The organism is Archangium sp., from assembly GCF_036389735.1.
Classification (GTDB): Bacteria; Myxococcota; Myxococcia; order Myxococcales; family Myxococcaceae; genus Archangium.
Window position 1 is genome coordinate 1 of the sequence record NZ_DASVWK010000789.1, and the last position, 11654, is coordinate 11654.

The following is an 11654-nucleotide window of genomic DNA, read 5'->3' on the forward strand; positions in this document are numbered from 1 at the left end:
AACGCACTGAAGTACAGCCCACCCGAGAGCCCCGTGCGGGTGGAGGCGCGAGGGGTGGATGGCTGGGTGGCGCTCACGGTGCACAACCGCGGCGCCCCCATTCCGCCCGACAAGTGGCCCCTCCTCTTCCAGCCCATGCAACGCGCCAGGGGAGAGGTGGACAAGGCGGGGCGCAGCGTGGGGCTGGGCCTCTACATCGTGGACCACATCGCCCGCGCGCACGGGGGCCGCGTCGAGTTGCGCTCCACCGAGGCGGAGGGCACCACGTTCACGGTGTGGCTGCCGCGCTCCGCCCCCGTGCCGAGGAGCTGACCCGAAGCCACGTGGCCCAGGTCAAAGGTGTGGCCGCGCTCGTGCGTCATGATCGCCTCCAGGCCGTAGCGGTTGGAGCAGTTGGCGCTGTTGGCGTCCGTCGTCCAGGTGAAGTCGACCTTGTTGATGCGCGTATCCCTGTTTCCATGTGGCGTTGGCCTTCGAGCCAACACTTCCATTGGACGGGAGGACGGATTGACACGCGAGCCCGAGCCCTCAAATTCGTGGGCCCTTCGATCCGGCGCGAACCGCCCTGGAGGCCGCGATGTCGATGAGACGCATCCTTCCCCGGTCGCATGTGCTCGTGCTCTGGCTCGTCGGATGTATGGCGTTGACGCTCCCCGCGAGAGCACAGACTTCCGCGGACGTGGGCCAGTGGTCGGGCGTGATGTCCTGGCCCCTCTCCGCCACCCATGCCCACCTGCTGCCGACGGGCCGGGTGATGTTCTTCGGCGAGTTCGCCCAGGGGGACACGCCGCCGCGGCTCTGGGACCCCACCACCCACACCGTCAGCTCGCTGCCCTTTCCGGGCTACAACCTCTTCTGCGCGGGCCACTCCTTCCTCGCGGATGGCCGGCTGCTGGTGACGGGGGGGCACATCGAGAGCCACGTGGGCCTCGAGGACGCGAGCATCTTCGACCCCGTCGGCTCCCGGTGGATCCGCCTGCCGGACATGAACGACGGGCGCTGGTACCCCACCAACATCACGCTGGCCAACGGCGACGTGCTGGTGATTTCGGGAGAGACGGTCGGCTCCGGAATCATGAACGAGATTCCCCAACGCTTCCTGGCCTCCACCAACACCTGGAGGACCATGACGAGCGCGCGGCTCAAGCTGCCGTACTACCCGCGGATGTTCCTCGCGCCCAATGGACGGCTCTTCCTGGCGGGGCCGCAACGCCTGGGCCGCTTCCTGGACACGGGAGGGACGGGCACCTGGCTCACGGGGCCCTATAGCAACTACGGCACCCGGAGCTACGGGCCCGCGGTGCTGCTCGACGGCAAGGTGCTGCTCATCGGCGGAGGAGATCCCCCGACCGCCACCGTCGAGCAGATCGACCTCAACGTGGCGACACCGGCCTGGCGGTACGTGGCGCCCATGAGCACGGCGCGGCGCCAGCACAACGCGACGATCCTCCCGGATGGCACGGTGCTCGTGCTGGGCGGCAGCGCGGGCAGTGGCTTCGACAACAAGGCCGCTCCGGTCCTCACGCCCGAGGTGTATGACCCGGTCACCAACCGGTGGACGCGGCTCGCGCGCGGCAATGTCTACCGGGGCTACCACTCCACGGCGGTGTTGCTGCCGGACGGGCGCGTGCTGAGCGCGGGAGGCCGGAACACGAACAACGCGGAGGTCTTCTCGCCGCCCTATCTCTTCAAGGGCGCCCGTCCCACGGTGAGCTCGGTGCCGGACGTGGTGACGCCTCGCACGACCTTCTCCATCGCGACGCCGGACGCGGGCCGGGTGACGAAGGTGACGTTGATCGCCCTGAACTCGGTGACGCACTCCTTCGATCAGAACCAGCGGCTCATCACCCTGGGCTTCACGCGCGGCAGCGGAGTCCTCACCGTCACCGCGCCGGCGAACAACAACGTGGCGCCGCCGGGCTACTACCAGCTCTTCCTCGTGAACGACGCGGGAGTGCCCTCCATCGGCCGGATGGTGCGCATCCCCGCCGTGCCTTGAGGGGATCCTCGAACTCGCACGCGTTCAAGCCGGAACGGCGACGAGCTCCTCGCCGATGTCCCGGAGATGCCGCGAGCGATGGGTGATGCGGAAGCCAGCGGCCTCGACGAGGGGAACGGTGTCGCGGTTGATGTGACACCCCCCGGAGAGGCGGCTCCAGGCGGGGTTGAGGCGGTCCTGGAGGTGGGCAAGGCCCGAGTGCGGAGCGCGGACGTGCTCGAGCATGCGGAGCTGTCCACCGGGGCGGAGGACGCGGCGGAGCTCCGCGAGACCACGCACGGGGTCCTCGACACTACAGAACACGAGACAGGAGACGACGGCGTCGAAGGAGGCGTCGGGGAAGGGGAGCCGCTGCACATCGGCCTGGAGGAGGGAGACGCCGGAGCGGCGGTGACGCGCGCGGGCGAGCATCTCGGGGTCGATGTCGATGGCGACGACGTCGGAGACGGAAGGGGGATAGGACGGAAGGAGCAATCCGGTTCCGGTCCCGACCTCGAGGACGCGTCCGGAGAGCCCCTGCACGAGCCTCCGGCGGGCGCGGTTGAGGCCGAGCCAGCCGAGGGGCGTCATCACGGCGTCATAGAGCAGGGCCCTGGCGGTGCACATGGGGTTCAGCGCCAGTGGGCCACGTGGTCCCGCGCGAACTGGAGCGGCGAGCGCGGCGCGCGACCGAGCAGCCGTTGGGCATCCCCGGTCACGCGCTCGGCCCTGCCGGCCCGGCAGTAGGCGAACCAGCCCGCGATGGCATCGACGATGAGGGGGGGGAGCCCCGCGCCGAGCAGCGCCGTCCGGAACTTCTCGGGCTCGACCGCGACGTAGCTCACGGGCTTGCCGAGTGCTTCGCCCATGGCCTGGGCGACCTCGGCCATGGTGGAGGCCTCGGTGCCGGTCAGCACGTAGGCCTTGCCGTGGTGCTCGGTCCCCGAGGCGAGGGCCACCCGCGCGGCGATCTCCGCGATGTCGCGCGTATCGATGTTGCTGACCCGACTCGTCCCGAGCGGCAGGGCGATGAAGCCCTGGGTGCGAATCGTCTGGTTGTTGCGAGCGCTGATGAAGTTCTGGAAGTACTGGTTGGGCCGCAGGAGGGTGAAGGGGATGCCGCTGTCCGCGAACACCTGATCCGCATCGCCGTGCCAGACGGCCTCGGAGATGGGCTCGGGCTCGCCAGCACCCATCAGGCTGCTGCGCACCAGGTGGCCGACACCCGCCTGGCGCGCGGCCTCGACGAGTGCCCTGGCTTGCTGGACCATGGCCGGAGACATGGGGTTCACCTGGAGCACCGTGTCGACGCCCTGGAGCGCGGGGCGCAGCGTGTCCGGGCGCTCCGTGTCGAGCTCGACCACGCGGACCTCGCGGCGGTCCTGGAACTGCTCCCGGGCCCGCGCCACGTCTCGCGAGCCCGCGACGATGTTCACCTCGCCGAGGCGGGCCAGCTCCGCGACGATCTCCTTGCCGATGTTGCCTGTCGCGCCGACGACGAGGACGGTCTTCATCTCCAGGGCTCCCGGGCCGTGTATGCCAACGGGCACCATCTTGCTCTCCTGGGAGGTTGGGCTCACGTGGATTCCGCCGCGCCCAGGGGCGGCGTGACCCTGTCGGGCAGGAGCACTGTCCACTGGTGGTTTCCGCGGCGGGCCGCGCTGCTTGCGGTGGAGTGTCGTCCCTCCCACCTTCGGCGGCCAGGAGGAATCAATCCATGCAAGTCGAAGGAGGTAGGAGCCTGCTCGGGCTCCTCGCGGTGACGGGAGTGTTGACGTGGCCGGGGGCCGGGCTCGCGAGCGCGCCGGAGGGCCTGAAGGCCGCCATGAAGGCGGACCCCGCTCAGCAGATCCGTCACGTGGTGGTGGTGATGATGGAGAACCGGTCCTTCGACCATTTCGTCGGCTGGACTCCCGGTGCGGACGGACGGCAGGCGGGGCTCACCTACCCGGACCGCGAGGGGACACCCCAGCCGACGTATCCGCTGGCGCCCGACTACCAGGGCTGTAGCCACCCGGATCCGGATCACTCCTACGTGGGCGGACGCATCGAGTACAACGGTGGCGCGTGTGATGGCTGGCTGCGCGCGGGGACGAACGACACGTATGCCATCGGCTATTACCGGCAGGAGGATCTGCCTTTCCTCGGGAGGGCGGTCCCCCAGTGGACGACGTTCGACCGCTACTTCTCCTCCCTGATGGCGGAGACGTATCCGAACCGCATCTACCAGCATGCGGCGCAGACCGACCGCATCACCAACACGCTGGAGCTGTCCACGCTCCCCACCATCTGGGATCGCCTCGCGGAGAAGGGCGTCACCGGGCGCTACTACTACTCGGACGTGCCCTTCCTCGCGCTCTGGGGGCCGAAGTACCTGCCCATCAGCCGTCCGTTGCCCGTGTTCCTCGCGGAGGCCGCCACGGGCACCCTGCCGGAGGTGGCCTTCGTGGATCCCCGCTTCCTGGGCGAGGCGGAGGGCACGTCCGGAGATGACCACCCGCACGGCGACGTGCGCGACGGTGAGGCCTTCCTGAGCCTCATCTACAACGCGGTGACGCAGGGCCCCGGGTGGAAGAACACGGTGCTGATCATCAACTTCGACGAGTGGGGCGGCTTCTACGACCACGTGCCGCCGCCCACCGCGCCCATTCCACCGGCGGACGCGCTGGCGGGCAACGAGGATGGGCGGCTGGGCTTCCGCACGCCGGCGCTCCTCATCGCCCCCTGGGCGCCCAAGGGAGTGGTCTCCCATACGCAATTCGACCACACCTCGGTGCTGCGCTTCATCGAGTGGCGCTGGGGGCTGGAGCCGCTCACGGTGCGCGACGCGACGGCGAACAATCTCGCCGAGGTGCTCGACTTCACCCAGAAGCGGAAGCGGCCGCCGCCGCTTCTCATGCCGCCCGGACCCTATGGCCGCCCCTGCGCCCCGAGTCCCTTCCCACCGGACAACGACCTCGAGCACCTGGAGGAGCTCGCGCGGCAGTCCGGCTGGCCCGTCTACGGCGGTCGCTGAAACCCCGAGCCGGAGCCCCTACCGCACCTGGGGCTGAACGCTCCCACCCGGAGGCACGGCGGGCGCGGCCTTCTGAGCGGGGGCCTGCCACTTCACGAGCCCATAGATGCCGAAGGCGACGAGGCCGAAACATCCGTACTGCGCGGGGGTCAGGCCGAAGTACCGGGCGTCGACATAGGAGAGGTCGGTGGCGCGCAGGAAGTCGAAGCTGAAGCGGCCGAAGGCGTAGAGGAGGGAGAGGAGGGGGAGCAGCTTGCCGCGCAGCTTGCCCGCGTTGTGCAGGCCCCAGAGGACGCCGGAGACGGCGAAGAGGAACGCGGCGTCATACATGCCCAGGTCATGCCGGGGCCCGCCGGGGAAGGCGACGGCGAGGAAGAAGTCGGTGCGCAGGCCGGGGTGGTCGTGCACGGCGAAGCAGCCGAGGCGGGCGACGGCCCAGCCCGGGGCGACGGCGAGCGCGAAGGCATCGGCGTAGTCGCGGAAGCGCAGCTTGCGAGCCCGGAAGAAGAAGACGGCGGCGAGGATGCCGCCGATGAGCCCTCCGAAGGAGGAGAGCCCATCCCACACCTTCAGTATCTGGAAGGGACTCTTGGAGAGCTCCTCGGGGTGGTAGGCGAAGAGGTGGAAGAGGTGGCCGACGACGACACCCACACCGACACCCCACGGGGCATAGTCCTGGAGGGCGTTGGCATCGAGGCCCTCGCGCTCGGCCTGCCGGGTGAGCAGGCGTGCGGCGAAGAGGATGCCCAGGGCCACGAAGATGCCGAAGGGCTCGATGGTGAGGGGACCGAGCTTGAGGGAAGGGACGTGCAGGTAGGGAATCAAGAGTCTCTCCGGCGAACGGACGGCATGCTGCCATAGTCCGCCTGTTGCCACGGGGGCGAACAATGGTGGGGAGAGCTGGCTTCCCAGGGCCATCAAGCGAGCGGTCGGGCCAGCCAGCCCCTTCCGGGGGAGCCAGAGCCGCCGAGGCCGGATTTCCGGGCCCGGAAGCGAGCGGCCGGCTATTTACCGACCCATCAGGATTCGTATTACGCTTCCTACCCGTGAATCCTTTCCGGTTTCGGACGTAGGAAAAGTCGACCACTGGAACGCACCCGGGAGCCCGAGGCGTCCAGAGCGCTGCATCGGCGGGCTCATGTCAGGGGGGACCGCTCTAGTCACACTGTGTGAGCCGGAGGTGTGAACGAGGACGGTGTCCCACCCCTGTCTCCACCCGGGCACGTGTGGTGCCTGGCCCGTGCTGTCAGTGAAGTCGGTAGACTGTGTAAAGGAGTGAACCCGCCATGAAGTCCTACCTCCTGGTTCCCAAGGAGTCGATTGAGACCCAAGCCCGTCCGGGCGTGCGGGGGACGGAGCAGGGAGAGCGCGTGCTGCAGCGCACCACCGCCCTTCAGTTCATGATCAGCGGGCGGGCGCCGGACATGCTGCGCAGCCTGGGGCTGCGCTCGGCGACCCTGCCCGGGCGCATGCCCCAGGTGAGCACCGCTCCCGGGTCTCGCAAGAAGAATGCGGCCCGGAGCCGCGACCGCAAGGGCGAGCTGAACGTGGCGGCCTCGGAGGGCCCGGTGCTGGAGCCGGCGAGCGCCTCGGACATGGGCACCTACCGCCACATGCCGCTCATCGGCGCCACCATGGCGCACTTCGTTTCGGACGAGGCCGAGCGCGTGGCCAAGGAGGAGCTCGGCCGCGACTTCGAGTTCATCCCGGACACGGTGCACCTCACCTTCCCGGGCCCGGTGTCCGCGGGGCAGATGGGTCCGCGCAACCGCGGCCTGTCCTCGCTCGACCAGCGTGAGTGGCCCGAGGAGTGCGGGGTCCATGCCGCCCACGCCCAGGGCATCAAGGGCGCCGGGGTGATTCTGGGCATCCTCGACACCGGCGTGGACGCCGACCACCCCGAGCACCAGGCCCGCCTCATCCAGTTCCGCTACGTCTCGCTCTTCCCCAACTCGCCGCACAACCCGGCGCGAGACGTGCGCGGCTTCGACCCGGACGGCCATGGCACCCATGTCGCCGGCATCGCCGCGGGCAAGTTCCACGGCGTCGCTCCCGAGGTGGACCTCTACGTCGCCTCGGTCATCGAGTCCGAAAGCATACGAACGAGCCTGGGACGGGTAGCCGCCGGGATGGATTGGCTGCTACACCAGTTCTCGACGCCTGAGAATGCTTCCCGGCCCGCCGTCGTGAACATGTCCCTGGGGTTCCCCGTGCAGCCTCCGCCCGGTGTCAGTGACATGGAGTATCGTCTCAACATCCGCGCGCTCCAGACCCTGGTGCGCCGGTTGGTGGACGCCAACGTCCTGCCGGTCACGGCAGCCGGGAACAGCGGCGCTGGGACGGCCGGTTACCCAGCGGGCTTCCCAGAGGCCCTGTCCGTGGGGGCGGTCGACTTCTCCCGCCGCGTGGCCAGTTTCTCGGCCAGCGGTCTGGTGAATCAGCGATCTGTTCCGGACGTGATGGGTTACGGCGTGAACGTGTACTCCAGCACAGAGCGAAGGTGTAATAACCAAGCGTTCTACGAGCGCATGAGCGGAACCAGCATGGCCGCCCCTTACGTCGCGGGTATTGCCGCGCTATATCGCTGCCGTTCCCCGGACTTGACGGCACTGGAAGTCAGGGATTTGATTCTGGACAACGCAGTGAAGCTGCCCAAGACGCCCGCGGGACGCGGTGGTCGGGGTCTGGCGGTTTACAGGTAGTCATGGCGGCTACCAGGGCCGGCGCCAGTTGAGCGCCGGGCCTGGGTGGAGGAGTGAGATGAGCAGGAAGACAGCCCCCACGCAGCGCCGGCTCTCGGGCCGCTTTCCCAAGATGGGCGCGGTCACGCCCCTGCCGGGATCGCGGGCGGAGAGTTCGCCGGGTTGGATCGAGGTCATGGTCATGCCTCGGGAGGAGCCCGGTGCGACCTGGCAGCCATCCCCTCAGCGCGACCGCTCGGTCGTCCACCAGCGGGCGTGCGAGGACAGCAAGCAGTTTCGTGACTCGCTGCTGACCTTCCTGCGCGCACACCACCTGATGGGCGCGGTGAAGGGCATGACCGAGTCCGGCTCCCTCCCCATGGTGACGCTCTACTGCACCCTCGGGGTGTTGGAGCAGCTCCAGCGCTCGCCCCTCTTCGAGGCGGGTCGCGCCATGAGCCTCGAGATGTACACCTGAGCCAGCCCCTCGGGTTGGACACCTGAGCGGGGCTCGAGGTTCCCCTCGCGCCGTCGGGTCTGGGTTCTGGTTCGCCATCTCCTGGGAGAGCGGCTTACCGGGCGTCCCGTCTTTTCCCGACTGGAAATAAATTACTCACTTGACTTGGGAGCGGCAACCCCCCTGAACGCCCGTTGCCCTTGCGGTTGTGCGCGGACGTCCCATCTTGCATCCCTTTTGTCTCCCAAGGAGACAGGGTGCTTGCCTGCCTGCTCTCCAGGCGCCTGCGTTTGATTGAGCGCCCCCCATTCACCTCAAACGCACGAGCCGGCCGAAAAGGTCTGACGTCCCCTTTGGCCGGCCCGTTCGCCAGTAGGCGCCGCGCGGGGCGCGGCGTTGTCCGTCCTACACAGGCTTCCTACGGGTGGAGTCGCAGGTAGAGCAGGTCGCTGTCTCCCTGGGGCGTGAAGGTCTTCCCCTCCAGTTGCGCTGGGACCGAGAGGGGGGTTCCCAGCAGCACGGCTCCGCCCGGCTGAAGGGCCAGGTCGAGGGAGAGGACGTGGTCGAAGGCCCGAGACCAGGAGTGCTGGCCGTCCGCCGCGTAGCGCGCCACGAAGGGCCTCCTGAGTTCGTAGTCGAAGCGCGAGACGTAGCCCAGCGGCCCGCCGCCGGGATCGAATTCGTTCTCGCCCCTGCCAGAGACGGTGAGGGCTCCGTCCTCGCCCACCGCGAGTTCATCGAACCAGACCGTGTACACGGAGCGGAGCCAGTCATCCGCACCCGTGTCGCTCAGTGCCCCGATGAAGCCGTTGGTATCGGGCATGGCATCGTCCGGATAGCCTCCGACGTACGGGCGGCCCCCGAAGGTGAAGGAGCCCCCGAAATTGCCGCTGAAGGCAATCCGGTGGGCACCCTGGGGCCTGACGCCCACCACCTCGCCATAGGCTCCCCGGAATACCCGCTTCCACAGCAGGCTCCCGGAGGGGCTGTACTTCGCGAGGAAGGGGGCGGACTCGCCCAGCGGTCCATCGCCCAAATCCGTCCAGGGGTTCGCCGAGCCTCCCACCAGGACGTTGCCCACGGCATCCGTGGACACGGTACTGCCGCTGGCCTGGGTCAGCTCATCCTGCGCTCCCCCGCCCCCCTGGAACGCCCTGGACCACAGATGCCGACCCTCCCAGGAGAACTTCGCCAGGAAGCCGCCGGTGAGCCACCAGGAAGCGGACTCGCTCGTGGTGTTCGAGACGAGGGCTCCACCGCCCAGGTCCATCTGGCCCGAGAAGGCACCGGTGACGATGAGGCTGCCATTGGCGTCGGTGGCCACCGCGTTCGGGTACACCACCGCCTGGGGCTGTCCCGGGCCACCCCGGGCCATGAACCCGCGGGCCCAGACGCTCCCCCCGCTGGGGAGAACTTGGCGATGAAGAGGCCCTCCAGTTCTTCCGGAACGGAGGGGAGAGGGCCCGTGCCGAGGTCCGGCGCGCCCTGGTACCTGCCCACCACGAGGATGTTGCCCAGCGACGTGAGCACGACGCTCGTCGCCCTCACGTTTTGAGTGCTGACCACGCGGGTCCAGAGGACGGCGCCCTCCGCGGAGTAGCGCGCGAGTGCCAGGCCCTGCCCCTGGTTCGGGAAGGCCGCCTCCCCGAAGCGCCCTACCGCCAGGAAGCCGCCTTCGGGATGGGACGCCAGGGCATCCAACTCCTCCGCGCCCAAGCCACCGTACTGACGCGTCCAGGCGGTGTGGCCGCCTCCCGCGCCGTGATAGGTGCAGAACGGCGGGCTCTCCAGGGTGACGAGCATGAACGGCTCCAACCTGTTGCCGTTCCCCGCTTCGTCCGAGTCGAAGCTCACGCCATTGCCCGACTCGGGGAGCAGGCCGAAGCTGTAGTCACCGTCTTCCGTCACCACCCCGTTCAGGTCGTACGACACCCAGGTGTTGGGGGTGATCTCTCCGAGGTTGCCAATCGGGCGCTCCGAGAGCCCCGGCCGGCTGTTCCAGGTGAGGCCCTCCTCGGACCAGGTATCGCTGGCCCGGTAGAGCAGGGGGCCATTCGAGGTGTCGTCGATGGCGTGGAGCCAGAGCCGCGCGTCGAGGATGGTCAGGCCGTAGGCGGGGACCTCGAACTTGAGGTAGGTCTCCAACAGGGGCGAGCCATCCACGCTGAGCGTCGGTGCCGCGCCGTAGTTCCGCCCGGGTTCGCTCTGGGAGACATACCCGTCGGCTTGCCAGGCATGGGCGCCGCGCCGGTAGAGCTCCGTGCGCGGCACGCAGGCCGTCGGCAGTGGGGTCTCCCCCGTCACGGTGACGACGAGCTGGGGCCGCAAGTCCGTCCGGATGTTCTCCCGGGAGGCGAAGGTCGTCCCGTCGCTCGAGTCGGAGACGAGGACGAGGCTCAGCATCCCGTTGTCGTGCACTCCGCCCGTCACGTCGTATTCCACCCACGTGCCGCTGGAGATGGCGCCCTTGTCGGCCAGGGGGGCGCCGCCGGGCACGGGCCGGGTGCTCCAGGTGACACCGCCCTCCGTCCAGTATCCTCCCGTGTCGAGGAACACCCGTGGCCCGTTCGTGGTGCCATCCGACGCGTACAGCCTCAGGGTCGCCCGCGTCACCGTCCCCGTCAGACCTCGGACCCAGAAGCGCAGGGTGCTCTCCAGGCGCGGAGAGAGATCCACGCCCAGGGTGCCCAGGACGCCGAAGTTCCGCGTGGCAGAGGCCTCCTCCACCCGAGCATCCGCGCTCGCCGGGAACGTGTACGTCGTGGTCAACCCCTGCTTCACGGGGGCCGGGGCCTGGGCAGGCGGTTCCTCGGCACCACAGTGGGTCAACAGCACCAACGCGACCAACGCCGCCACCCGGCGTCCTCCCGCCCCAGCTCCCCAGCTCATGCGCGCACCCCGAAAGCAGTGAAAGGTCAGCGCACGAGGTGCATCCGGTGTACCGGGTGGGAGTGATGACTACACGAAGCCGGGCTGCCCTCCGGGGCGACGGAGGGCAGCGGCGCGGGCAGCTTCCCGGAACGGTCTTGCCGGACACGGGAAGCGGAATGCCCAGGGGCGCCGCGCGAGGCGCGGCGTGGCCCGGACTACATGGTGAGGCCGCCGTCCACGTCGATGGTGCGGCCGTTGAAGTAGTCGCACTCGAGGACGAACTTCACCGCCAGCCACAGGTCCTCGGGCAGGCCGATGCGGCCCACGGGGATGTTGGCCACCAGGGCGTCACGGGCCTTCTGGTTCATGCCCTGCGTCATGGGCGTCTCCACCATGCCCGGGGCCACGGCGCCCACGCGGATGGCGAAGGGGGCGAACTCGCGCGCCCAGGTGAAGGTGTTGGCGGCCAGCGCGGCCTTGGCGGACACGTAGTTGCTCTGCCCGCGGTTACCGTGCCGGGCGATGGAGCTCATGTTGACGATGACGCCGGGGCGCTGGTCCGTCTGCACCATCTTCGCCACCACCTCGCGCACCATGAAGGTGGCGCCGGTGAGGTTGACGCCGATGACGGCGTTCCAGTCCGCGGTGGAC

11 protein-coding genes are annotated in these 11654 nt (G+C 69.0%); 5 read left to right on the plus strand and 6 right to left on the minus strand.

Features of this window, described 5'->3' with window-relative positions:
- The coding region (locus tag VF794_RS27905; protein ID WP_331115575.1) for a sensor histidine kinase at nucleotides 1-312 on the plus strand (312 nt) is incomplete at its 5' end.
- Between the two features lie 271 nt (nucleotides 313-583).
- Complete coding sequence (locus VF794_RS27910) at nucleotides 584-1999, plus strand: galactose oxidase-like domain-containing protein (protein WP_331115577.1); 1416 nt, start codon at nucleotides 584-586, stop codon at nucleotides 1997-1999.
- Nucleotides 2000-2023: 24 nt separating this feature from the next.
- On the opposite strand, the gene VF794_RS27915 is transcribed toward VF794_RS27910, so the two are convergent.
- Together VF794_RS27915 and VF794_RS27920 are read right to left on the minus strand one after the other, a co-directional pair.
- Nucleotides 2024-2605, minus strand: a complete 582-nt coding sequence (locus tag VF794_RS27915) for a class I SAM-dependent methyltransferase (protein WP_331115579.1) — start codon at nucleotides 2603-2605, stop codon at nucleotides 2024-2026.
- Nucleotides 2606-2610: 5 nt separating this feature from the next.
- Nucleotides 2611-3492, minus strand: coding sequence for an SDR family oxidoreductase (locus tag VF794_RS27920; protein ID WP_331115581.1), 882 nt, complete (start codon nucleotides 3490-3492; stop codon nucleotides 2611-2613).
- Between the two features lie 203 nt (nucleotides 3493-3695).
- On the opposite strand from VF794_RS27920, the gene VF794_RS27925 reads away from it, so the two are divergent.
- Nucleotides 3696-4994 (plus strand): alkaline phosphatase family protein, encoded by a 1299-nt coding sequence (locus VF794_RS27925; RefSeq protein WP_331115583.1) that lies wholly within the window; start codon nucleotides 3696-3698, stop codon nucleotides 4992-4994.
- 18 nt (nucleotides 4995-5012) lie between these two features.
- Here VF794_RS27925 and VF794_RS27930 read toward each other — a convergent pair whose 3' ends face one another.
- Complete coding sequence (locus tag VF794_RS27930) at nucleotides 5013-5819, minus strand: prolipoprotein diacylglyceryl transferase (RefSeq protein WP_331115585.1); 807 nt, start codon at nucleotides 5817-5819, stop codon at nucleotides 5013-5015.
- 461 nt (nucleotides 5820-6280) lie between these two features.
- Between VF794_RS27930 and VF794_RS27935 the strand changes: the two genes are divergently transcribed.
- Nucleotides 6281-7696: a S8 family peptidase gene (locus tag VF794_RS27935; protein ID WP_331115587.1), complete on the plus strand. Its 1416-nt coding sequence runs from the start codon at nucleotides 6281-6283 to the stop codon at nucleotides 7694-7696.
- 58 nt (nucleotides 7697-7754) lie between these two features.
- Nucleotides 7755-8153: a hypothetical protein gene (locus VF794_RS27940; protein WP_331115589.1), complete on the plus strand. Its 399-nt coding sequence runs from the start codon at nucleotides 7755-7757 to the stop codon at nucleotides 8151-8153.
- A 397-nt stretch (nucleotides 8154-8550) separates the two neighbouring features.
- On the opposite strand, the gene VF794_RS27945 is transcribed toward VF794_RS27940, so the two are convergent.
- From VF794_RS27945 to VF794_RS27955, 3 genes are all read right to left on the minus strand, one after another.
- A complete protein-coding gene (locus tag VF794_RS27945) occupies nucleotides 8551-9228 on the minus strand; it encodes a hypothetical protein (RefSeq protein ID WP_331115591.1) in 678 nt (225 codons plus the stop codon).
- 20 nt (nucleotides 9229-9248) lie between these two features.
- On the minus strand, nucleotides 9249-11021 hold the full coding sequence (locus VF794_RS27950; RefSeq protein ID WP_331115593.1) for a DUF7594 domain-containing protein: 1773 nt from the start codon (nucleotides 11019-11021) through the stop codon (nucleotides 9249-9251).
- Nucleotides 11022-11218: 197 nt separating this feature from the next.
- On the minus strand, nucleotides 11219-11654 hold a 436-nt coding region (locus tag VF794_RS27955; protein ID WP_331115595.1), incomplete at its 5' end, for an SDR family oxidoreductase.